General features: G+C 40.9%; 25 protein-coding genes and 1 pseudogene. 15 read left to right on the top strand and 11 right to left on the bottom strand.

Features of this window, described 5'->3' with window-relative positions:
- Nucleotides 1-75: 75 nt before the first annotated feature.
- The gene (locus IEV91_RS19165; RefSeq protein ID WP_188499039.1) at nt 76-858 is read left to right on the top strand and encodes a 3-hydroxybutyrate dehydrogenase; all 783 of its coding nucleotides are present in this window, start codon (nt 76-78) and stop codon (nt 856-858) included.
- A 208-nt stretch (nt 859-1,066) separates the two neighbouring features.
- On the opposite strand, the gene IEV91_RS19160 is transcribed toward IEV91_RS19165, so the two are convergent.
- Nucleotides 1,067-1,681, bottom strand: coding sequence for a DUF421 domain-containing protein (locus IEV91_RS19160; RefSeq protein WP_188499038.1), 615 nt, complete (start codon nt 1,679-1,681; stop codon nt 1,067-1,069).
- Between the two features lie 242 nt (nt 1,682-1,923).
- Complete coding sequence (locus IEV91_RS19155) at nt 1,924-2,307, bottom strand: DUF488 domain-containing protein (RefSeq protein WP_188499037.1); 384 nt, start codon at nt 2,305-2,307, stop codon at nt 1,924-1,926.
- Nucleotides 2,308-3,189: 882 nt separating this feature from the next.
- Between IEV91_RS19155 and IEV91_RS19150 the strand changes: the two genes are divergently transcribed.
- Genes IEV91_RS19150 through IEV91_RS19130 form a run of 5 tightly spaced genes read left to right on the top strand, consistent with a single transcriptional unit; the run spans nt 3,190 to nt 8,275 of the window.
- The gene (locus IEV91_RS19150) at nt 3,190-4,311 is read left to right on the top strand and encodes an ABC transporter ATP-binding protein (RefSeq protein ID WP_188499036.1); all 1,122 of its coding nucleotides are present in this window, start codon (nt 3,190-3,192) and stop codon (nt 4,309-4,311) included.
- Entirely contained in the window at nt 4,308-5,249 is a 942-nt protein-coding gene (locus tag IEV91_RS19145; protein WP_188499035.1) for a carbohydrate ABC transporter permease, read from the top strand. Before IEV91_RS19150 ends, IEV91_RS19145 begins: the two co-directional genes overlap by 4 nt.
- Nucleotides 5,246-6,064: a carbohydrate ABC transporter permease gene (locus IEV91_RS19140; RefSeq protein WP_188499034.1), complete on the top strand. Its 819-nt coding sequence runs from the start codon at nt 5,246-5,248 to the stop codon at nt 6,062-6,064. Before IEV91_RS19145 ends, IEV91_RS19140 begins: the two co-directional genes overlap by 4 nt.
- Nucleotides 6,065-6,109: 45 nt before the next feature.
- Entirely contained in the window at nt 6,110-7,453 is a 1,344-nt protein-coding gene (locus tag IEV91_RS19135; protein ID WP_188499033.1) for an ABC transporter substrate-binding protein, read from the top strand.
- Nucleotides 7,454-8,275: a glycerophosphodiester phosphodiesterase gene (locus tag IEV91_RS19130; RefSeq protein ID WP_229745658.1), complete on the top strand. Its 822-nt coding sequence runs from the start codon at nt 7,454-7,456 to the stop codon at nt 8,273-8,275.
- A gap of 588 nt (nt 8,276-8,863) precedes the next feature.
- Here IEV91_RS19130 and IEV91_RS19125 read toward each other — a convergent pair.
- Together IEV91_RS19125 and IEV91_RS19120 are read right to left on the bottom strand one after the other, a co-directional pair.
- A complete protein-coding gene (locus IEV91_RS19125) occupies nt 8,864-9,046 on the bottom strand; it encodes a hypothetical protein (protein WP_188499032.1) in 183 nt (60 codons plus the stop codon).
- 29 nt (nt 9,047-9,075) lie between these two features.
- Entirely contained in the window at nt 9,076-9,321 is a 246-nt protein-coding gene (locus IEV91_RS19120) for a hypothetical protein (protein WP_188499031.1), read from the bottom strand.
- 229 nt (nt 9,322-9,550) lie between these two features.
- On the opposite strand from IEV91_RS19120, the gene IEV91_RS19115 reads away from it, so the two are divergent.
- Nucleotides 9,551-10,357: a histidinol-phosphatase gene (locus tag IEV91_RS19115; protein WP_188499030.1), complete on the top strand. Its 807-nt coding sequence runs from the start codon at nt 9,551-9,553 to the stop codon at nt 10,355-10,357.
- An 18-nt stretch (nt 10,358-10,375) separates the two neighbouring features.
- Nucleotides 10,376-10,924 (top strand): CcdC protein domain-containing protein, encoded by a 549-nt coding sequence (locus IEV91_RS19110; RefSeq protein WP_188499029.1) that lies wholly within the window; start codon nt 10,376-10,378, stop codon nt 10,922-10,924.
- A gap of 197 nt (nt 10,925-11,121) precedes the next feature.
- On the opposite strand, the gene IEV91_RS19105 is transcribed toward IEV91_RS19110, so the two are convergent.
- The 3 genes from IEV91_RS19105 to IEV91_RS19095 form a co-directional block, all read right to left on the bottom strand.
- Nucleotides 11,122-12,399, bottom strand: coding sequence for an MFS transporter (locus tag IEV91_RS19105; protein WP_188499046.1), 1,278 nt, complete (start codon nt 12,397-12,399; stop codon nt 11,122-11,124).
- Between the two features lie 539 nt (nt 12,400-12,938).
- Nucleotides 12,939-13,451, bottom strand: a complete 513-nt coding sequence (locus IEV91_RS19100) for a DinB family protein (protein ID WP_188499028.1) — start codon at nt 13,449-13,451, stop codon at nt 12,939-12,941.
- 156 nt (nt 13,452-13,607) lie between these two features.
- On the bottom strand, nt 13,608-14,576 hold the full coding sequence (locus IEV91_RS19095) for a quinone oxidoreductase family protein (RefSeq protein WP_188499027.1): 969 nt from the start codon (nt 14,574-14,576) through the stop codon (nt 13,608-13,610).
- Nucleotides 14,577-14,701: 125 nt separating this feature from the next.
- Between IEV91_RS19095 and IEV91_RS19090 the strand changes: the two genes are divergently transcribed.
- From IEV91_RS19090 to IEV91_RS19080, 3 genes are read left to right on the top strand one after another with little or no spacing between them, the layout of a single operon-like run.
- Nucleotides 14,702-15,310 (top strand): TetR family transcriptional regulator, encoded by a 609-nt coding sequence (locus tag IEV91_RS19090; protein ID WP_188499026.1) that lies wholly within the window; start codon nt 14,702-14,704, stop codon nt 15,308-15,310.
- A gap of 24 nt (nt 15,311-15,334) precedes the next feature.
- Nucleotides 15,335-16,045: a beta propeller repeat protein gene (locus tag IEV91_RS19085; protein WP_188499025.1), complete on the top strand. Its 711-nt coding sequence runs from the start codon at nt 15,335-15,337 to the stop codon at nt 16,043-16,045.
- Between the two features lie 13 nt (nt 16,046-16,058).
- Entirely contained in the window at nt 16,059-16,919 is an 861-nt protein-coding gene (locus IEV91_RS19080) for a glycosyltransferase family protein (protein WP_188499024.1), read from the top strand.
- Between the two features lie 403 nt (nt 16,920-17,322).
- On the opposite strand, the gene IEV91_RS19075 is transcribed toward IEV91_RS19080, so the two are convergent.
- The 3 genes and pseudogenes from IEV91_RS19075 to IEV91_RS22110 form a co-directional block, all read right to left on the bottom strand.
- Nucleotides 17,323-17,793 carry a CBS domain-containing protein gene (locus tag IEV91_RS19075; RefSeq protein WP_188499023.1) on the bottom strand — a complete coding sequence of 157 codons (471 nt, stop codon included), beginning with the start codon at nt 17,791-17,793 and terminating at the stop codon, nt 17,323-17,325.
- A gap of 37 nt (nt 17,794-17,830) precedes the next feature.
- Entirely contained in the window at nt 17,831-19,057 is a 1,227-nt protein-coding gene (locus tag IEV91_RS19070; RefSeq protein WP_188499022.1) for an MFS transporter, read from the bottom strand.
- Between the two features lie 233 nt (nt 19,058-19,290).
- Nucleotides 19,291-19,479 (bottom strand): annotated as a pseudogene (locus tag IEV91_RS22110) (MerR family transcriptional regulator); the annotation flags it as partial.
- Between the two features lie 231 nt (nt 19,480-19,710).
- Here IEV91_RS22110 and IEV91_RS19060 point away from each other — a divergent pair.
- The 3 genes from IEV91_RS19060 to IEV91_RS19050 are packed head-to-tail and all read left to right on the top strand — an operon-like array spanning nt 19,711 to nt 21,626.
- The gene (locus IEV91_RS19060; protein ID WP_188499044.1) at nt 19,711-20,241 is read left to right on the top strand and encodes a bifunctional transcriptional activator/DNA repair enzyme AdaA; all 531 of its coding nucleotides are present in this window, start codon (nt 19,711-19,713) and stop codon (nt 20,239-20,241) included.
- Nucleotides 20,242-21,147, top strand: a complete 906-nt coding sequence (locus tag IEV91_RS19055) for a DNA-3-methyladenine glycosylase family protein (protein WP_188499021.1) — start codon at nt 20,242-20,244, stop codon at nt 21,145-21,147.
- Nucleotides 21,144-21,626, top strand: coding sequence for a methylated-DNA--[protein]-cysteine S-methyltransferase (locus tag IEV91_RS19050; protein WP_188499020.1), 483 nt, complete (start codon nt 21,144-21,146; stop codon nt 21,624-21,626). Before IEV91_RS19055 ends, IEV91_RS19050 begins: the two co-directional genes overlap by 4 nt.
- Before the next feature lie 18 nt (nt 21,627-21,644).
- Here IEV91_RS19050 and IEV91_RS19045 read toward each other — a convergent pair whose 3' ends face one another.
- Nucleotides 21,645-22,055: a hypothetical protein gene (locus IEV91_RS19045; RefSeq protein ID WP_188499019.1), complete on the bottom strand. Its 411-nt coding sequence runs from the start codon at nt 22,053-22,055 to the stop codon at nt 21,645-21,647.
- 219 nt (nt 22,056-22,274) lie between these two features.
- Between IEV91_RS19045 and IEV91_RS19040 the strand changes: the two genes are divergently transcribed.
- Nucleotides 22,275-23,063: a hypothetical protein gene (locus IEV91_RS19040; RefSeq protein WP_188499018.1), complete on the top strand. Its 789-nt coding sequence runs from the start codon at nt 22,275-22,277 to the stop codon at nt 23,061-23,063.
- Nucleotides 23,064-23,142 lie beyond the last annotated feature (79 nt).

Here is a 23,142-nt window from a genome sequence, read left to right as displayed (position 1 = left end):
TTCGATATCCCTTGATATAAAGATAGCGTGGATCAACTTTCAAATTGAGACACATGATTTTGGGGAGGCATGGTTATGAACATTTTAGAAGGAAAAACAGCATTTATAACAGGCTCTGCAAGTGGCATTGGTTTGGAAATAGCTAAAACATTCGCAGCAGAAGGGGCAAGTGTGGTTATCTCTGATGTAAATAAAGAAAAAAGCAATCAAGTTGCAGAAGATTTAAAGGCAGAAGGGGTGAAAGCCCTCTCTATACCCTTTGATGTTACGGATGAAGAGGCTTTTAAAAGCGGTATTAAAGAGGCAAAGGAAACCTTTGGGAGTCTTGATATTCTTGTCAATAATGCAGGATTACAATATGTTTCTCCAATTGAGGCCTTTCCGACTGAAAAGTTTGAGCAATTAATTCGGATTATGTTAGTCGCTCCGTTTATTGGCACAAAACATGTCTTTCCGATCATGAAACAACAAGGGTTTGGCAGAATCATTAATATGGCTTCGATCAACGGTGTTATCGGATTTGCGGGAAAGGCCGCTTATAATAGTGCTAAGCACGGTGTTATTGGCCTAACAAAGGTAGCGGCTTTGGAAGGGGCTACCAGTGGCATTACCGTCAATGCCTTATGCCCAGGCTACGTGAATACCCCGCTTGTACAAAATCAGCTCAAAGATTTAGCAAAAACAAGAAATGTAAGCTTAGAGAAAGTCGTTGAGGAAGTGCTCTTCCCGCTTGTTCCGCAAAAAAGGCTTTTGGAAGTATCCGAGATAGCGGACTACGCTGCTTTTTTGGCCAGTGATAAAGGCAAAGGCGTAACAGGGCAAGCGGTGATCCTTGATGGAGGCTATACTGCTCAATAACTGGATATCAAAAAAGTAGACGTAGAGTGATAGCAGGTTCCTTATGATTTTTATCAATAGGCACCTGCTTTCTCTTTTATAGGGTGATGGTCCTTGCAGCGGATGAAGAGGAAGCAAGACCGGAAACCTTTTGTTATAAGTTTGACTGCTAATACCTGAGTAAAAGCTGATTCTCACGGTCGAGAAACGTACACTCTATATAGTCTCTTCAATTTAAGTGATCAGGTGGTGGGGCTTGATGCTCCTTATCTTTTACTTCTGTAAAAATAGTGGATAGAGAAGGTTGGTCTTGTTGAATGATTGGAGCAACATTAGGATGAACCGCAAGGCTTTGAATCATGGCTTTTAGTTGATTGATATCTTGCTTAGTAGCAAATTGTTTTTGGTCACTTAAAAGGTAGCCTAACTTTCCACTTGGCTCAATTGTGGCCCATTTTACATCACTTATTTTCTCGATGCTTGCTTGTCTTAATCGCATCTCAAGCTTGTCAATGGTAAGGCGAAGTTTTTTGAGGTTTCGTTCATTGACTGTCCCGTTTTCTATAACTAAAACGGATTTTCCAGTTAATAATGTTTCTATTTTGTCAGACTTAAATTGAAGATACTCTAATGCAATTAAGGTTAAGATGATCAAACCGGCAAGGGCAAACGTCATCCAAATGTTTTTTCCACTAATAGGTTGGATCAATAAGGTTCCGATTGAGATCATGATAACGGTTGTAGAAATCGTCATTTGTGATATGGATCTCCTGCCCCCAATGCGTAATAGGAGCGTCCCTACTAAAATAATAAGCACTGCCTTCCATATCCATTGAAGTTCCATCACGACACCTCCCGTGGGTCAGATACCTTTAGCCTTTTCCTGTTTCAATACTTTTATGACTGAAATGACACGAATGTAAATTTTCAAAGACATTGGAAAGTCAAAGGTGAGAGGGCATGTGGTATCAGAGCGGAAACGAAGCAAGTTTTGAAAGAAGGAAGTGGGAGGAGTGCATGAGAGTCTGAAGCTGGTTGAGCCCACCTGATGAGGAAATGTCTCTCTTCCTAGAGCTCTTGTCCTTCTTAATGTGTACAGTCTGAGTGGTTTAAGCGTAATTTTATTTCTTCCATAAGGACATTTGCATGGTTAAAGGTAGGATCTTTTGCTCCATATAAGAGTGTCACCGGTCCCTTCTCCACCCAGTCAATGATTTTATCGATGGCTTGAAGCTGTGCGTCATGGGTTCGGAGCTCATGGAGGTAACGTTCACGGAAGACTTCAAATCGTTCAGGTTGATGGTTAAACCATTTTCTCAACTCGGGGCTAGGAGCGATCTCTTTTAGCCAAGCGCTTAATCGTGCATCTGTCTTTGAATGGCCCCGAGGCCAAAGTCGGTCAATTAAGATTCGATAGCCATCTGACTCATCGTAAGGTTCATAAATTCTTTTTAAAACAATGGGGTTCATTCAACCACCTCGCCTTTTAATAGGTTCAATTCAGAGTGTTTGTTGCTATTGATATAGATGGCGACGTAGCTGCCGCTACGGAAATTCACTACGCTTTCCGCGGGCGGCTGGTGAGCCTCCTCACGCTCCGTGCTCCGGGGTCTCACCGCTGCCTTTGCTCCCGCAGGAGTCTCCGTGGATTTCCTCCGCTAGTTTGGTGCATAACAATAAACCAACCGCTTATCATTTGTTTATTAAAAATTAACAAAAGATCGCTAGGCACGCGCAGAAGAGGTGCTGTACTAACAAAAGAAATGCCACACTCACAAAAGCCAACCACTACTCACAAATGACGCACGAATCAAGGCTGAAACTCACAAAAGCGTGCTTTGCCCTCACATAAGAGGGGTCCTGACTCACAAAAGGGCGCTGCCTTCGCACTAAAGAAGTTGCCGGCTAACGAAAGCTCGCCATATCTTATAAAAGAGGAAATTGACTAACAAAAAGCTTCGTAGCAATCATGTGGATTGGAGCGTAAGGCGCGAGGTTCGGAACACTTAAACATTGTGTGTTCCTCAGCGCCGCCCCCTACCCGTTACGTCGCCATTTCCTTCAACTCATAAAAATCACTTGAAGTGTAAAGTTGCTGCTTCCCTTTAGTATAAAACTTTAAACGCCTTTCCGCGATAGGAAAGCCTACCCGAATGTCACTTTCCTCCTATTCTCTCCATCTTAAATACACATGAACATGCTTCCACTTCCTTTAGTGGAATTGTAAATTTTATGAATTGAAAGTTTTGTTTGTTTAGAGTGGTTAATGCTTCTGTAAAGCCTTGATTAAAACTGACTTTTTTGTTTGCTTTCGTGATTAACTGAGAGTGAACAAGCAAAGGAGGTTAAATCGTGAAGCAAGTTGAAATGATTGATATTTCAAAGTCATATGACAAGCAGACAAATGTGTTGAATGACATTAATCTTTCAATTAATAAGGGTGAGTTCTTTGTTTTGGTCGGTCCTTCTGGATGTGGAAAGAGTACATTGCTACGGATGGTTGCAGGACTCGAGGAAATTACGAGTGGTTTATTGACAATTAATGGAGAGCCGGCCAATCATTTGCCTCCCAAAGAGAGAAAGCTTTCGATGGTCTTTCAAAACTATGCGCTTTATCCGCATTTAACTGTAGAACAAAATATTTTATTTGGCCTTGATGTTAAGAAAGTCAATAAAGAGGAACGGAAGAGAAGACTCAAAGAGACAGCTGAAATGATCGGTTTAACTGATTTGTTAAAAAGGAAGCCGAAGGAACTCTCTGGTGGGCAAAGGCAACGAGTCGCCCTTGCACGATCGGTGGTGAGTAGAGCCCCCCTTTGCCTAATGGATGAGCCCTTGTCCAATCTTGATGCGAAGTTACGCGCCCAGATGCGTATTGAGATTCGTAGATTACAAAGGCAACTCGGGCTGACCATGATTTATGTTACGCATGACCAAGTAGAAGCGATGACGATGGGTGACAGAATCATGGTATTAAATGAGGGTAAGGTGCAACAAGTGGGCAAACCCATCACTCTGTATAATGAACCCGCCAACACCTTTGTGGCTTCATTTATTGGCTCGCCTAAAATGAATCTCGGTCAAGCGGAACTATTAGCTGAAGGCAAACAATTAATCGTTGAGGACAAACTTCAATTTCAATTAAGTGCACAAGATAGAATCCATCTTCCACCTCATCAAAAAACAACAATAGGGATTCGGGCGGAGCATCTTTACCCAGCGGCTAATCATGAGGCCACACATCATTTGGAGGTGGCCGGTGTTGAACATTTAGGGAATGAGACTTTAATTGTCTTTGAGGGCATCGGTGATCAGTTATGGAGTGCAAAATGGTCAGGACAATGGATGGTTTCACCAGGAGATGTTGTCCCTGTTTCTATTTCCGTGGAGAATTTCTGTTTTTTCGATGCTGAAAATGGCCGTTTGATTAAGCCGGCTTATAAAGGTCAGAGTCAAGAGGTTGTGGCGCAATGATAACCGAAGAAGTCATGCCTCTCAATTATACTGAGCCCATTGAATTTGGAAAGGCGAAAAGGAAACAAAGGAGGAAAATCCTTTTAAAGGGGCTTTTGTTTTTAGCACCGTCGATTATCTTATTCAGTATTTTTGTCTTTTACCCTATGATTCGTACTATCTATTTGAGCTTTTTTTTAACCAACCAAGCAGGGGCGACGACCGTTTATGTTGGCTTACAAAATTATATGGATATCTTTACCTCCCCCATTTTTTTGAAAAGCTTAAAATCAACCTTTCTCTTTGTCCTTTACACCTTGCCAGGAACGATCATTCTTAGTCTGTTCTTGGCTGTTATCGCCAATGAAAAATTAAAAGGGATCGATTTTTTTCGAATGATTTTCTCATCATCCATGGGGGTGTCAGTAGCAGCCGCTTCAGTCTTTTGGATGTTCTTATTTCACCCCAGTATAGGGTTCATTAATAGAGGCTTAGCCGCATTAGGAATAGCTAAGATTGGGTGGTTAACGGATCCGCATTGGGCGCTTCTCTCTGTTTCTATCTCGACAATTTGGATGAATATAGGCTTTACTTTTTTGATCCTCCTTGGGGGCTTGCAGTCGATTGATTCTCATCTCTATGAAAGTGCAGCTATTGATGGCGCAGGTTATTTTTATAAATTGCGTCGCATTACCTTGCCGATGCTTTCTCCCACGTTGTTCTTTGTGATGACGGTCTCTGTTATTAATGCGTTTCAAACCTTTGGGCAAATCGATATGCTGACAAAGGGGGGACCGAGTAATGAAACCAATCTCATTGTATACGGCATTTATCGGGAGGCCTTCGTCAATTATCAATATGGATCAGCCAGCGCCGAAGCGATCATCCTATTCATCATTATTTTAATCATGACACTTGTCCAATTTAAAGTCGGGGAAAGGAAGGTTCATTATCAATGAGGCTTGCGCTTTCTAATAAAATCATTCTCTATCTCTTGTTAACCTTATCAGCGGTCATTCTATTTCTACCTATCCTTTTTGCCTTTTTTATGAGCTTTATGGGTAGTCAAGATGCTTTGCTTGGGAAAATATTGCCCTCGCATTGGACTTTAGAAAATTATGAAGAAGCTTTTAGAAGACTCCCGTTACTTCGCTTTTTATTCAATAGTGTGTTGATCTCATTGATGATTATGATCGGTCAACTCATCTTTTCTAGCTTAGCGGCTTATGCGTTTGTATTTTTGAAATTCAAGGGAAGAGAGACGCTCTTTTTCTTATTTGTTGCAACGATGATGATTCCATTTGAAGCCTCTATCATTCCTAACTTTCAAACCATAAAAGCACTGAATTTGATCGATACATATCCGGGGCTTGCTTTACCTTTTTTAGCAACAGCATTTGGTACCTTTTTATTGAGACAAACCTTTAAACAGATCCCGATTGAATTGAGAGAAGCCAGTGAAATTGCGGGAAAAGGGCATTTCAAGTTTTACTTAACGGTTGTTTTACCTATTGCCAAATCAAGTCTAGTCACTTTAGGCATTTATAGCTTTTTAAGTGCTTGGAATATGTATCTGTGGCCGTTGCTATCGACGACCAACGATCAGGTTCGTACCGTGCAAATCGGACTCAAAGAGTTACAGTCTCAGGAGCAGGTCAATCAATGGGGTGTAGTGATGGCGGGAGCGATGGTTGTAGCGATTCCGACGCTGATTCTACTCTTCATCGGCCAAAAGAAACTACAAAAAGGTTTAGCAGAAGGGGCCTTAAAATAATCAGAGAGGCTTAGAAAATCAAAAGCCTAAAAGGAGATTGTTTTGATGATAAAGAAGCTATTTATTGTGAGTATTATTGGTTTATTGTTTTTAGTAACAGGATGTGCTTCAAAGGATGAAACCAGTTCAGGCAAGGCCTCAACAGCGAAAAGTGGTGGCAAGGTTGTCGTCACCTTCTGGCATTCGATGAGTGGGGAAGCTCAAAAGACTTTAGATAGTATCGTCAAGGACTATAATAATTCTCAAGGTAAAGTCCAGGTCAATGCCGAGTTTCAAGGCACCTATGAAGAGTCTTTACCCAAATTCTTTACCGTTGGCGGGACAAAAGATGCCCCCACCATTATTCAAGTCCAAGAAATCGGGACGAAGGCAATGATCAATAGTGGTTTTATTGAGCCGATTCAAAAGTTTATTGATGAAGATCAGTATGATATGAGTGGACTTGAAAAAAACATCATCAATTACTATAAAGTTGATCATAAATTTTACTCAATGCCTTTTAACTCCTCAACGCCTGTGATGTACTACAACAAGGATGCTTTTAAAAAAGCGGGATTGGATCCCAATAAGCCACCAGAAACCTTTGAGGATGTAGAAGCCGATGCGAAGAAGATTGTGGCTAGTGATAAAAAGATGAAGGGCTTCGCGTTACAAGCTTACGGGTGGTTATATGAAGAATTGTTAGCCAACCAAGGCGGCTTGTTAATGAACAATAATAATGGACGGACAGATACCCCTACAGCAGTAGATTTTGATAATGAAAAGGGAAAATCGATCTTTGAATGGGTGAAGAAAATGAGTGATGAGGGCACCTTCGCCAACTATGGTACAAATGGCGACAATATGGTTTCAGGTTTCTTAGCAGGCGATGTTGCCATGTTCCTACAATCCTCCGCCTCTTCTAGAGATGTTATTGATAATGCCCCTTTCGATGTAGGTGTGGCTTTCCTACCCCATCCAAAAGCTGAGGAACGTCAAGGGGTTGCGATTGGCGGTGCGAGCCTGTGGATGGCCAAAGGAAAATCTGATGCCGAACAAAAAGCAGCCTGGGATTTTATGAAATATTTACAAACGCCAGAGGTACAAGCGAAATGGCATGTCGGGACAGGGTATTTTGCGATTAATCCAGCTGCTTATAAGGAGCAAACGGTTCAAGATGCTTATAAAAAGATGCCCCAACTTCAAGTGTCTGTCCAGCAGCTTCAAGCCACTAAATCCTCTTATGCGACCCAGGGGGCATTGATGGATATGATTCCTGAGGAGCGAAAGATTATGGAAACGGCGCTTGAGGATGTCTACAACGGCGCAGATGTTGATAAAACCTTTAATAATGCAGTAAAACAAGTGAATGCAGCCATTGAAAAGTCAAATGCTTCAAGAGGGAAGTAATTGTCAGTTTTAAAGGATCGAATGTTCAATTCTACTTTTCAGAAGAAGGGACCCTGTGAACAAATGACACAGACTAAAATATTCGGGCACCGCGGAAGTATGGGGACTAGCCCCGAAAATACACTGTTGGGATTTACACATGCCATAGAGATGGGCGTTGAGGGCATCGAGTGTGATGTCCAATTGACGAAAGATGGTGAGCTCATTGTGGTTCATGATGAGACCATTGACCGTACGACAGATGGAACAGGTTTTATTAAGGATTTAACTTTAAAAGAATTGAAGGCCTTTAGTGCAGGGAGCAAGTTCTCAAGCTTTGAGCAGTTTGATGAGAACCGATGGTCTAAGGAGAAAATCCCGACATTAGAGGAAGTTTTACAATTGATTGCGCCCTATAATATTGAATTAAATATAGAATTAAAAACAACGCTTTTTCCTTATGAGGGCATAGAGGAAAAGGTTTTAGGGACAGTCAAACAGTTTAATTATAGCGACAAAGTGATTTATTCTTCTTTCCATTTACCTTCACTATTAAGGTTAAAGAGATTAGACCCAGAGGCCAAAATCGCTTGGTTATTGATGTATAGATTGAGTCGTCCAATGGAGTATGTCAGCAGTTTGCAATTAGAAGGCTTACACCTTCATAAGGATCTATTATTACGAGGACACTATGATCCCCCTGTGGAACATCTTGGTTATTCGATCCGGGTGTGGACGGTCAATCAGGAGCAAGAGATTGCTCAATTACTAAACATGGCTCATGTTGAGACAATCATGACAGACTTCCCCCAGGTAGCGATTGCTTTTAGAGCAATGTGTTAGATGAGCGATCCATTTTATCGGTTATCAAGAGACAAGGGTGCCCCAACATTTGGTGGCACCCTTAACATTGTATTTTAGACAATCCAAAGTAATGACTTAAGGCCATCACGTGCTTGATGGTACTGATATAGATTACGACGTAAAACGGTGGTACACATTTCCAAGGGAAACTAACAAAAGTAGCTGTCGCACCCACTAATGACAGCCTAAACTCACAAAAGGCGCACATATCAAGGGGGAAACTATTAAAAGAGCGCTCCGCCTTCACTTAAGAGGGGTAGACTCAAAAATGACAGCCACTACTAGCAAGAGTCATCTTCAACTAACTAATCGGCACGCGGCTTAAAAAAATGATAAATTCCACAATTGTTTCCGCGAGGATTATACTCTGAGAAGCTTTCCTTAGTCATTTAGGCATGAGGAAAAAGAGCGACCTGGAGCGGAAATCCACACGATCAGCTTAACTTTCATTACTAGCTTTTACGTTGGAACTTACTTCAATTCCTAACATTCGTGACCCTAAGTAAAGCAACAAGCTTTTAGAAAAAGGCTTGAATTAAAAGGGAAAACTAAATAGGAGACAATGCCTTAGCTTTTGATGATCGTTACATTTTTTATCAAAGTATTACGATCACCTGTGACAACTAGACCACTATTTTCCTTAGTTACTGAGCAAAATTTCCCCTGGGTATTATTTCCTACAAATATGCCGGAAGAACTAGAAATAGAATTGACATTAATATTTTGAAAGCGTACTTTGGTCTCCTCCACTTAGATCCTCCTAAATCTAAACAGGAATATTATAGGGATTGGTTTTGATTGGTAGGCTGGAAATCTGGATCAGTATTAGGTTGATCATAGCCATCGTTATCACTTATGGCATTTAAGTTTCCTAAGTAAAGATTAAATTGCCCAGTACCGAAAATGGCGTTATTTTGTTTTGTTGGGGAGAACCAGCCTGTTTGGGCATTCTCGCCTGTAAATACTCCCGCATTACTTTGCATTGAGTTAACATTCACCGCATTGAAAGCAATATTAAGTGCCATCTAATACCTCCTTTAGTGGAAAAGGTATGTATAAAATAGAGTATTCAATTGGTGCCTATGTGTGTGTTTATGTTGCACTTTCCATAAAACACCAAAGTAACGGGAGAAAAGTCTCTAAGGGGGAAAAGAAAAGATTGGAAATGAAAACACTTCCCATTTTAGCTTTTTCTTTGTCCTAGGGAGGTGTATCATAATAAGTAAAGTAAAAGACGATTAGGAGGTAAGATAAGTGGCTTTTGATTTCCATACACATCACGATCGGTGCGGTCATGCGACCGGTTCGATTCGCGATTATATTGAGCAGGCCATTGCTAAGGGTTTACAATATATTGGTATCTCTGATCATTCCCCTTATTTTGCAGCGAAAGAGGATCAGGCAAAGCCGGGGATTGCCATGGCCAAAAGTGAGTTTCCCCATTATATCGCCGAAGTTTTACAACTAAAGAAAGAGTATCAGTCGAAAATTGAGGTGCTTCTTGGTGTGGAATCTGATTATTTTGAGGAGCATGAAGCCTTATATCGTGATATCTATAGTCAGTATCCTTTTGATTACATCATCGGTTCTGTTCACTATGCCAATGGGAAAAGTATTTTCGATAAACAGCGCTGGGAGGGGCTCTCAAAAGCAGATTGTTTACGTGAAAAGGAGCTCTATTATGCCAGTATTCAGCGCTCAGCGCGAAGTGGTTTGTTTGACATCTTAGGGCATATTGATGCGATGAAAGGTTACTATCCACAATTCTCTGATATTGAGACTGAAGCGGTGGAGCAAACACTGAAAATTATTGCTGACAGTGATGTGGCGATTGAAGTGAATACCTCTGGAAAGAATAAGGACTGTGGCGGTTGGTACCCTTCACATGACATTCTGGAGCGCGCTTGTTTCTATAATGTGAAGATAACTTTTGGCTCGGATGCACATGTTCCCAATCGAGTAGGCGATGAGTGGGAACAAGTCCGTACAGAGCTCAAACATTTAGGGTTTAAGGAGTGGGCTATTTTTAAAAATAGACAACGAAAATTCCTCCCACTTTAGCATAAAAGGAGGTGCATGATGCATCAGTACTCTACAGTTTTAATTATCATCTTAATTGCCTTTGCGATTTATCGCAGAATCAGGCGGAATATTGGCTGGCAGCCGTTAAGTCTGACAAGGCTCAAAATAAGAATGGTCCTATTTGTGGTCATTGGTCTGATCTTTTTTGCTGGCAGTATAATGCATCCATTAAGTTTGATTTCAGATGTTATCGGGATTGCCATTGGCATAGGACTGGCTTATTATGGCATCAAACATACACGGTTTGAGACACGTGGAGGTCAGTGGTTCTATCAGCCTAACACGTGGATTGGAGGCGTAGTTACGCTGCTCTTTTTAGGTCGGTTTTTATATCGCTTTTATACGATGTATGAGATCGGTGCATTTAATAACACACAATCAACCTCTCTATCCTCTGGCAATATGGATGCATTCAATCTGAGTGGAAGTTCTCCATGGAGCACAGGACTTATATTAATCATGTTTGCTTACTACATCTTTTATTATATTCATCTTATGCGTAAAGAGAAGGACCTGGAGCAGCCCACAACTTTAAAGGAAGATTAACATATATTTGAAAAAGGCACCCTGAACACTGGGGTGCCATTTTCAAAGAATAAGAAAGTATAAGCCATCGAAGCAATAAAGAGATCGGTAGGAAAATTTGTCTTCTCTGATTAGGACTTGGGAAAGCAAAATACAAAAAACGTTTGGAAAATAAGGGGTGATCCCACAAGCCTTATTAGCCGGAGGGTTAACCTTGGTTAACCTTGTATCGCGTGTTTCTTTCTCTCCTGTTGTGGCTCTTTTAAGAGCAAGCTCCCCAACAATCCGAGGCATGAGAAAACGATAGGAATAATAAAGCCGTAGTGATAGCCTGCATGACTCGCCTCTGGGAAAATATCAAGGATTTTTCCAAAAAAACTGGGTAAAAGCACAGCACTAAGAAACCCTCCCATATTGGCGAAACCCGAAACCACGCCAACCTCTTTTAAATCAAAAGATTTTCTCACGGCGGCAAAGGTTAGGGCACTTCCACCATTTCCAAAGCCAATCAGTAAGAATAACACAATAAGAAAGGCCATCGGTGGCTTACCGTTTAAGATAAAGAAGGCAAGCCAGCTTAAAAACGCAAGAAGGTGAATGATCATATAAGGCCGTTTGATCATACCTAATCGACTAGAACACCAACTCATGAGAGGCGCTCCTATGATTGCGCCAATAAGCCCAATCATAACCAATTGACTGGCGCTTGATCGCGTCATGTGGTACATATGCATACCATAGGGAATGGCCCAAGAACCAATAAATCCAACGTAGGTTCCGACAAGACCAAAGTGACACAAAAAGGTGGCCCAAGCTTGCCGTTCTGAAAAAATACGAAGGAGGAGTTTGAGCGTTTTTTCCCGTTTGTATTCAGTCTTGCTAGATGACACTTTAACAGGCTGTGGCGGCTCTTTGATGATGTTTTTAGGGAGTCTTATAAGAATGAAATAAAGTAAAATACCGCAAAGGCACAGGATAATGCCTACGATAAAAAAGGGCATACGCCAACCAGATAAAGCAATCCAAGCGGAGAAGGGCACAGTGGCTAATAAGAAACCGCCACTTCCGCTCATTCCAGCGAAGCCTAGTAAACTAACAAACTCTTGTGCTTTAAACCATTGACTCAAAATAAGAACGAGGTTGACCCAAATCGTGGCATCCCCTATACCCACAAGCAAACGCGCCATCATCATAATGGCTTCATTGGGTGAGAGACTATAAATGACCGTCCCTATACCGTTGAGTAAGGTTCCAAACACAAGAAAAAAATTAGGGCCAAAGCGATCAGAAAGCACTCCAATAGGCACTTGTAAACCTGCATAGGCCAAGAATTGAATACTTGCCAATAAACCGATGGTCGATGCTGAAACACTAAATTCTTTCATTAATTGATCAGTGATTAACCCTGGTGCCGTTCTTTGACTAACAATGACACAATAGGTAAATAGAACGGATGCAAAGACTATCCATCGATAATTACTTGTTTGTTTCTCCATATAAAAACCGTCTCCTGATGCCTGCATTTTTTCCATCCCATATTATACTCCTACCGGAAGTCTATTAGAATGATCATTGTGAAAAGAGGAGAAAAGTATCATTTAAGTTTTGTTGTTTTAAATAACTTTTTTCTAGAAGACGGTTGCTTTTCTTAAAGTATAAGAATGTATAAAATTCTGGTTATCAGCACGGTGTGGATTGCCGCTTCAGAACGTCACTTTCCTCATGCCCACAGGAATAAGGAAAGCCACTAAGAGAATAATCCTCGTAGAAAAATCGTGTTTTTTACAATTTTTTGGTGTCGGTAGGGTCAGCGCTTTTGTTAGTCAGCACCTTCTTATGTGCGGACGCAACGCATTGCTGCTAGTCATACCTTAATGATGTGTGAGTAACATGGGGTGAAAAACCTTCTACTAAAAGAAAAAAGCAAGTGCCTGAGTCACTTGCTTTTTTTATAACACCAGAAAATATAAATTTGTGGAAGTCCTTATAAGTGCAACTTAGGCTTGGAGACAAGCCAAATTTTCTAATGAAAAAATTATAGATATTTTTCTTTAATCATGTTCAGATGATGTAATGTGTGTCCAGCGATGATGAAGGCTAACGAGCGTGTGGAGATGGGTTGGTCATCAATACATCCTTGTTTTAACCAATCATCATCTGTGAGGCCTTTTAAAGTCGAGAGCGTTGTTTGCCTCACATTTTTATGATAGTCAAGCAGGCTGTTAGGATCATAGGCCCCATATGGAGAGGCTTGTATATAGTCCTCTTGATCGAATCCGCTGAGTGGGGCATGATCGCCTCGAGAGATATGAAATAACCGGAAATGCATAATCAGCTCAGTATCTATGATGTGCCCAACAACCTCTTTTAGACGCCACTTATTGGGAGCATATCTGTATCCCCACTTATCCTCAGGGAGGTCTCTGAGTCTTTCATCCACCTCTTTAGATTGTTGTTCAAGGAAAGAAAACAAGTCTTGTTCAGGGACGAGATCAATGTAGCGTTTATAAAATGGCGGGTATTCATTTACAGTGGGTCGAGTGAGCATTTGGACGTTCCTCCTCCTATAATCAATAGCGATGAAAAATAATTAAGAATATTTTACTCTATTAAAAGGAGTTTCACAATATCTAGCGCCTTATTATGAAGAGAGGGAGGACACTTAGACCCTTGTTAAAGGACTTCTATTCTAAGAGGCGAACACTTATGGAATAATGACAATTCTTTTTCCCTGAAAGTCTGGACGCTTCCAAGCGTCTTCAATATTTCTAAGTGCGATTTCTTCAATGTCCATGGTAAGTTTCCCTTCTTTTACCCATTCCCAAACTAAAGCAGTGCCTTCGTTAACAGCTTCCATTGTCATTCCGGCGGCAGCACCGAAAATTTCAAGGCCGGAGGTACGTAAGGCATCAGCCCCAAGAGATAAGTGAGAACCCGCTTTTTCTCCGATTTGAACAAAGCGTATACGCCGACCCGCAAATCCAAGCTTCTGAGGGGTTAATGCCTGAATAAGTAATTCTGAAGGATGTCCCCAAAGAAAATCAAGGATAATATCAATACCGTTTTCTGCTTCCTCTTTAAATGCGTCCACCACGTGTTCATCCGCTCGCTTTAAGTCAATAACGGCGTCTGCTCCGAGTGCTAAGATTTGTTTTAAGCTTTCTGGATGACGTCCTGTTCCAATGACTCGACCTGCTCCTAGGCGTTTGGCGATTTGTACGGCGAGTTTTCCTGATACCCCTGTTGCACCGTTGATTAAAACAGTTTCCCCTTGCTGAAGCTTGGCTCCCCATTTAAGAGGGAAAAGGGAGGTGAGTGCTGAAGATGGAAGTGCAGCAGCTGTGATAGCATCTATACCTTCAGGCACACGCACTATATTTGTTTTTGGCACGACTGTTTTTTCTGCCATGGCGCCATAAGGGGACTGTGTGCCCCCAAAACCCACTAAGGTCCCATCAGGAAGTTCTCCAATGCCATCGAAGCCAACAATAGAAGGAAGCTGAGGGAAAAATTGTTGAGTTGCAAAATGCTTCCCTTCTGCCATCATTTTATCGACGTTTTCTAATGCAACAGCTTTCACTTGTATAAGGACTTCATCTTGATTAGGTACTGGGTCAATGAAGTCCTCAAATCGAGGATTTTCTCCGAGTTTATGCAAGACGGCTGCTTTCATTTTTAGTCAAACCCCTTTCTGATTTTAATTTAACACCGTTAAATTTAACAGTGTTAAGTATAAATTGGCATGTGGTATAATGTCAAGAAGAATCTCAGAAAAAATGGTGATCAGGAGAGACAGACATGGCCTTAAAGAAGGAACTAATTATAGAAGAAGCCTTGGTGCTATTGAATCAAAGCGGTATTGAAGGTGTCACCTTACGAAAACTGGCTAAGCGATTAGATGTGCAGGCCCCGGCCTTATATTGGCATTTTAAAAATAAAGAAGTCCTTATCCATGAAATGGCCGAGGCGATTCTTAAAAAAGAATTTGCAGAATGGCAGCCGAAAAAGCAAGAGGAATCTTGGCAGGCGTATGTCATCTCCCTTTTCGTGCGATTGAGAAAGGCCTTGCTTGCCTATACCGATGGTGGGAGAGTGGTTGCCGGTGCTCATTTATCATTAACGATGGCGGATGTGACTGAGGAAGCGATTAAGTCTCTCTTAAATACAAAGAGAACCCTTTACACCGCTCGGTTACAGGTTCTGACTGCTACTCACTACACTTTTGGTCGCGTGATTGAGGAACAAGCGCATTTAACTCAAGAGGACATGCAAGGTTTTCATATGGAATCATTTGAAAAAGAACATCCCTATTTAATCCAAGGGATAAAGGAGTACTTCTCAACAGGACGCACGGTGGATGACCTTTTTAATGATGGTCTGAACATTATTTTTGCAAACGAGTTATAAAGCGCAAGAAGAAAGGGGGATTTTATGAAAATTTTAAAAATAAGCGTGTTTTGCTTGATAGCCCTTTTCATTGCTTATTACACTTTTAAATGGACGCAGGGCGTGATAGAAAAGCAGAATGCGAACTATCTCCCGGAAAATCCGTACATAGAGAAGGAAAAAGATCATCATACGACGCAGGATTATTCTTCTAGCGAGAGTCAGCCTATGCAAGGCCATAATGTGAATGGATCGAGAGCGGTTGAGCTTCCTATAGACGGTAAACAGAACAATCACATCATATATAAAGGTCAGCTCTATATTACAAACAATAAAGGAAAGACATGGTTAGCGGTGCCCGATGATGATACGCTTGGCTATCCCCGAATCAGTGATGACCAAAAATCACTATCTGAAAGCAATATCTACGTCTCTAGTGAGAGAGTAGCCATCGTTTATGGTGGGCAAGGGCCGGAGAATATAAGTGTTCTTTTTACGGATGGCCAATACCTCGGGGAAATTTGGCGTGTTTGGAGCCTTTCTAAGTCAGCCACACAAAATTTACAAAAAGGCTATGAGAAGCTATATATTGATTTTCTAAATAGTGATAAGACAGGGTATATCGTAGCGATTCGTAAAGAGGGAGAACAGCAGGTAGTCACGGCCTATCGAAGTGTAAATTCAGGGATTACTTGGGATGCCGTTCATACAAATGATCCTCTTTACAATGAGATCATGAAACATTTTGGGTTATAGGAGAGGTGTCTCTTTGATTAAACATATTGGTATTAAAGTAGGTTTGGGGTGTATAGCGGCACTTCTCATTGTTTTTCAAGCATTGATCTTGTTTGTCGCTGAGCCCAAAGATTATTACCTTATCTACGATTGGATCTTTTATGCCGTGAATTACTTGATCATTATTGCCTTATTCTTTCTTTTTGCTAGTAAACGGCGCTATCTCGTCGCGATTCAAATCCTTATTGTCATTGTCTTTCTCGTAATGAATACAACCTATTTATATTATAAAGGTGATGAGAACATTGTGGTTTCGCACTCACAGCATCAGCAGCATGAAGTGATTCTAAAGGAAAGTAAGAAAATGAAGGATGAAACCGTGAGCTTAAAACGCCGAGGCGTGATCTTTGGAAAAAAGGTCACAACATTAACGGGAAGTTCTCGCTATAAAGCGATTGAGAAAGACCGTTATCAAATCGAGTGGGTGAGTGGTGACATTGCCATTCTCACCTATCAGACCAATGTTCAAGGGGCATTAAAGCAAAGTATCTTTAGTTTCCGAGCCTCAGATTATTCGAGTTATTATTATGTAATCGTCAGTCTTACGGGAAAATGGGTTGAGAAGGACCATTCCCAAAATTACCTTATGTCTAACAATGGGGAATTGATCTATGCAAAAGAGGGTCATCTCTACTACTATTCACAGGATGACATAGAACAACAGGGTGTCTTTTCTATTATTGTGACGGGAGATCAGCATAGACCTTCCTTTACAGTAGTCTTAAATGCGGATAGTGAACTCGATAAAAATGCCATTGTCAAGAAAGGCGGGACAATAACTGTGTCGCCTATAAGCCTAGATCAATCAAAAGGTAAAGTGTTTGAAAAGCAATAAGCTGGTGGGGGAAATAGAGAAAAATGAAAAACAGCGAGTCACTTTGATGAGTGATTCGCTGTTTTTAAGTCACACCAAGACGATTAGTGCAACGTTAGCTTTCCGATATTAAAGCTTAGTGGAAGCTAAGTTTTCATCAAAAGAAATGAAAGTATAAAAATTTCTGTTCAACAGGGCGGTGTGGATTTCCGCTCCCGAACGCTCGCTTTCTTCATGTCACAGGACTAAGGAAAGTGACTAAGAGAATAACCTCGCAGAAAAATCGTGTTTTTACGATTTTTTGAAGTGGGTAGGGTCGGCGTTTGACGCATTATCGAGGTCCCCGAAAAGTGACCTTTACTTTTTTTGGGGTGGTATTGAGGACCGGGCATGCTTTACGCCCGGTTTTTCATAATTCAAAGTATTAATCTTTTTGCCTGGAAATAATCATCTTTGAGAGGTTATGTACGATATCTCCTCTGCTGACCACCCCAATGACTTTTTCATCAGCATCAACAACAGGCAATTTTTTGAAGTGATGTTGCGATAATAGTCGCAAGGCGACTTCAAAATCATCATCCTTATTTACTGTATAGAGATGTTTCTTCTTCATCATCTCGGTCACTGGTTCATCCATTTTCCGATCCAATACCTCTTGGGCCGTTTCTCCCTTTTCAACATAAACTGTGAAGAAAAGATCGTGAACAGCTTCCTCTCGTGGGGAAAGGTAACGAATAATATCGCCATCGCTGACCATGCCTATCAGTTTGTTTTCTTTGTCAACGACAGGGACACCGCCGATATTGTGTTCAATTAACAGTTTCAATAACTCTTTAATTGGGGTTTCAGAATGTACAGTAATAACATCGTGAATCATAAAATCTGCTACTTTCATTATTATCACTCCTTAGTAAGATAGCTTATTCATGGTTTTAATGGCCGGCTTCAACACTATCAACATGGTTGACATGATGACGGTTCATTAAAACAAAGATGACAGAAATGAGGACAAAACAACCGCCAACAATAAAAGGGACATGAGGGGAAAACCACTCAGCAAGCTTCCCTGCTAAATAAGGGGCTATGGCACCACCTAGGAAACGTAAAAAACTGTATGCAGCCGAAGCGGTCGAACGTTCAATTGGAGCAGCATTCATGACAGCCGTTGTAATTAATGTGTTATTATTCCCCAATAAAGCGCCGGCAAAAATAACAGCAGCAATAATGACCCATTGTGTATGTGACCAAATCCCCATAACTAAGAGAACGACTGCAAAGGTGGTCAACATGACACACATGGAATTCACAGTTCCGAAACGTTTTTGAAGCTTAGGGGCCATAAAGACGGATGTAATCGCGAGTAAAACACCCCACCCAATAAATACATACCCTATTCCATGAGCATCTAATCCCATGACAAAGGGCGCGTAGGCTAATAAGGTGAAAAAGCCAAAGTTATAAAAGCAAGCTGTTAATCCAAAGACAACGATCGAGCGGTGCTTCATCGCGCGGAAGGGATCGAGAATTGAGGAAGACGATGTAGCCGGCCGCTGGGCTGCTTCCTGCTTCTTAGTGTTGGGCATTAAAGTAATCAGAAAAATAAAGGCGATAACCATTAGAACACCAACACCGATGAAGGGGCCTCTCCAACTAATGCTCCCTAATTCACCTCCAAGTAACGGGCCTACAGAGATGCCCAGTCCGATGGCCGCTTCATATAAAATAATCGCTTTGGCAGTGCCGCTTTTTGAAAGCGTGACAATAGCTGTAAGTGCGGTCGCAACAAAGAGCGCATTACCAAGGCCCCAGCCTCCGCGGAGCCCAACAATGGCCCAGACATTATTAGAGAGTCCACCGAGAGTAGAAAATAAGGCGATGATGACCACACCGACGAGTAAGGTGACCTTGGTCCCTAACTTGGTAGAGATGACACCTGTAATCAGCATCGCGATGGCCATCACTGCGTTATAACTTGTAAAAAGCAAGGTGACTTCACTTGGGGTAGCATGTAATTGTCCAGCAATAGCCGGTAAAATCGGGTCCACAAGACCTAGACCCATAAAGGCAATAATACAGGCAAAAAACACGGCCCAAACCGCTTTAGATTGTCCTTCCTTCTTAGGAATATGAGCGGTTTGATGGTTAGATTGTGACGTCATTAGTTAGCTTTCTCCTCTTCATATTTTTTTATGGCTTGATTGACGCGTTCATAGTAATAATGGGTATCTTCGCGTATCGCTATTATTTTTTTGATTCTTTGTTCAATCATGTCACATTGCTTCTCCAAAACTTCCTTGAAATTTAGAAGTTTTTGATACCTTTCTTCACCATCCTCCGTTTGTCTTAAATCGAAAATATTAGTTTCTACTTTTTCCCGGATGTCCATAAATTCTTGGATGTCTTGAAGAGAAGTGCCCAGTACTTCCCGAGTATCCATGATTTGTTGCAGACGGCGAAGGTGTTTTTCTGAATACAGACGATAACCGCCTTCCGATCGCTCAGGTGGGGAGAGTAACCCAATTTCCTCGTAGTAACGTATAGTTCTTTTAGTCAGGCCACACTTCTTGGAAATTTCATCAATTTTGTATTGAATTTTTTGATTCCCCCTTTTCTAAATAATTGCGATTATACCGCTTTATAACGTTAACGTCAATGTGAATGTTGAAGCCTTTTCAGACCATAAAGGCAAGATTGAGGACGAATAAGCGGTCTTCTCCTTGTTAAAATAGGGTAAAATTAAAGAATACTGAAGGTAGGACGTCATGGAAGGCGGGAAGGCATTGTGGAAGACCTTAAACTTTCTTTTGAGGAAATGTGGGAGAAAATTATAGCCTGTGATCGTTCTTATGACGGGTTATTTTTTACGGCGGTAAAGACCACTAAAATTTACTGTCGTCCCTCTTGTCGATCAAGAAAGCCGAAAAAGACTAATGTTGAATTCTACTATACGATTGATGACGTGGAGAAGGCGGGGTATCGGGCGTGTAAGAGATGCCAACCTGAAGTCGGCCATCCACAACGGGAGGTTGCTCAAAAGGTAATGGCTTTTCTTGTCAGCCATTACAAGCATAAAATCATCTTACAAGACATTGCTGACCATGTGGGAGTGAGTCCGTATTATCTTGAACGTTTATTTAAGCACGAGACAGCAGAGACCCCAAGGACTTATCTTGAAAAAATCAGGGTGGACAAAGCGGCCCACCTCTTGCAAAGCACTAAACGGACAAACCTTGATATTTGTTATGAAGTGGGGTTTCAAAGTCCATCTAATTTTTATAAAGCTTTTAGACGCCGCAAGCAGTGCTCCCCCAGTGAATATCGAGCTCTAAAGGGAGTTAAATGAATGAACTGGAAGGACTTTAAGACATCTATTGAACTTTATCCCTCACCACCTTTTAACTTTGAAGAGTGTTTAGTCTTTTTACGAAGGTCCAATCGTGAAATTCTGCATGATTATAAAGAAAAGGCGCTTTATAAAGTGATACAGGTGGATAATAAACCTATTCTTTGTAAAATGAGAAGCAAGAATCAGCATCTTCAGGTCGATTTCTTATCAGGAATGCCATCTAAAAGCTTGCGAGAGAAGGTTGCCCTATATGTTTGGGAATGGTTTGATTTAGAGCAGGACTTAGCCCTCTTTTATAAAGAGGTTGAAGATGATCCCCTCTTACAACCTCTCATCAAAAAGTATAAGGGATTAAAACTCATAGGCATCCCTGATTTGTTTGAAGCGCTGGTATGGGCCATTATAGGTCAACAAATTAATCTTTCCTTTGCTTATACTTTAAAGGCGCGCTTTGTTAAACAGTTTGGCGAATCTGTTTCTTTTGCAGGTGAAGTCTACTGGCTTCATCCCACTTATGAAAAAGTGGCTCATTTAGAAGTAGAGGAATTAAGGAAACTTCAGTTTACTCAAAGAAAGGCAGAGTATGTGATTGGAGTAGCTAAAATGATGGCAACGGGACAGCTCTCAAAAGCTGGCCTTATGCGGAGAAAAGCATATGAGGCGCAACAAAAAGCTTTAATGACTATTAGAGGAGTGGGAGCCTGGACTGCGGATTATGTGCTGATGAGATGTTTGCGTCATCCGTCAGCCTTCCCAATTGCAGATGTCGGTCTTCATAATGCTATAAAATTTCAATTAGGTCTTGAGCGCAAACCAACTCTGGGAGAAATTCATACGATCCAGTCCCATTGGCAAGGCTGGCAAGCTTATGCAACCTTTTACTTATGGAGGTCATTGCTTTGAATACTTTATATAAAACAGATTACCCCTCACAGTTAGGCATCATTGAAATCGTAGGATCTGAAAAAGCTGTCCATTCTATACTGTTTTCTGACAGAGAGCAGGTGCTTCATCCATTGACGGAGGGAACACCTGGGGTTTTAGTTGACTGTGTCCATCAACTCCATGGCTATTTTAATGGCCAACGCAGACAATTTACCTTTCCCTACACTTTTGAGGGCACTCATTTTCAAAAAAAGGTATGGCAGGCTTTGACGCACATTCCTTATGCTCAAACAGTGTCTTACAAGGATATTGCTGTTTCCATTGGAAATGAAAAAGCTGTGAGAGCCGTTGGAAGTGCCAATGGGAAAAATAAATTAAGCATCGTGATTCCTTGTCACCGCATCATTGGAGCCGACGGGACGCTAACTGGCTACGCCGGAGGGTTATGGCGAAAGGAATGGCTTCTGGAGCATGAAAGAGCGGTTCAGCGATTATAGAAGAGTATAAAAGTGGCCTTAATTTTTTAATCTTTGTAAATGCTGATCGATGATTTCAATGTGCATTGTTGCCCACGCCTTTTCTCGGTAATGAATAACAATACTTATGGCCGTTATGACAATATATAAGATCAAAAAGCCTAAGACATAGAGATTGCTTTTCATGAGAAGGGTTTGGAGTTGTTTGGAAAGCAAGAATCCTAACCATGGCAAAGCGGTAATCAGGATGGGGATCACTCCATTTCCCCCTTTCTCTTTAAGCATCCAATAACGCATCATGTTTAATTCATTCATACTCAGTTGTCCATAAAAGTGATCAATGGTTTGAATCTCTTGGATTTCAGGTAGTTTGTAGAGGGATTGATCCTGTTGAACAGTCTTTTTAACTTTTAAATAAAATTTATGGGCATCTCCCCGAAAGGATACCATAATGCTTTCTCCTCTCTAAAAAGGGTTGTCACCATTATGATAGCCAAACAGGATCATTTTAGGCAGAAAAGTAGATTTATATTGGGTGGAAATTCACAGAGGTAGGGTAATAAAGGTGATTTGTGATCATTTCGACGCGTCATGAATGTAAGTGTAATATGTTGGAGAGAATAAATCTAACTGAGATAGAGATAAATTATTTTAAGGACGTTATCTTTCATGAACAATTATACAAATGATAATACTGCTAGAAGATATAAGGCTCATGTGAGTATTTTCGGTACGACGCAAATTCATTTAAGAAATCCTTATATTATAGCCTGGTGGTCGGCTGCGTTCCCAGGATTTGGTCATATGATTTTATCAAAGTATCTTCGGGGATTCACACTGTTTATTTGGGAAGTGATTATTAATTTAAATTCCCATTTAAATTTAGCAATGATTTATTCCTTTCAAGGAGAAATAGACCGAGCGAAAGCGGTATTAGATACAAGGTGGCTGTTGATTTATATTCCGGTTTATCTTTTTGGGATATGGGATAGTTATCGAACAACAGTCGATATGAATAACATCTATGTGTTAGCGGATAGAGAAGATCATCGATTCAATACGTTTAGTATCGGTGCTTTTGAGATCAATTATCTTGATAAACGTGAACCGGTCTTATCCTTCATTTGGTCCCTTTTTATTCCAGGACTTGGTCAACTGTATATCCATAGGGTGGTGACCGCCTTTTTCGTTATTCTTTGGGTTGTGGTCTTTTTTTATTTTTCCCATGCCCTCCAAGCAATTTCACTTTTATTTTTAGGTGAAATCGAGCAAGGAACAAAGCTTTTAGATCCAGAATGGTTTTTATTTTTTCCTTCTATTTATGGATTTGCAATTTTTGACTCCTATCTTAATACCGTTGAAAATAATAAGTTATTTGAAAAAGAACAACGAAATTTCTTAAAGAAAAATTATCAGAATCCGAACTTTAAAGTGTTAAAAGGACAAAAGGTGGATTGATTGGATGCAAATATTTTGGTTCTAAGTCAAATGTTGGGGTAGGAGTAAAGCTCCTACTCTTTATCCCCACTTAAAAATC

Source organism: Pullulanibacillus pueri, assembly GCF_014639255.1.
In the GTDB taxonomy this organism is placed as follows: Bacteria; Bacillota; Bacilli; order Bacillales; family Sporolactobacillaceae; genus Pullulanibacillus; species Pullulanibacillus pueri.
This window is presented reverse-complemented; position numbering and strand designations above follow the sequence as displayed.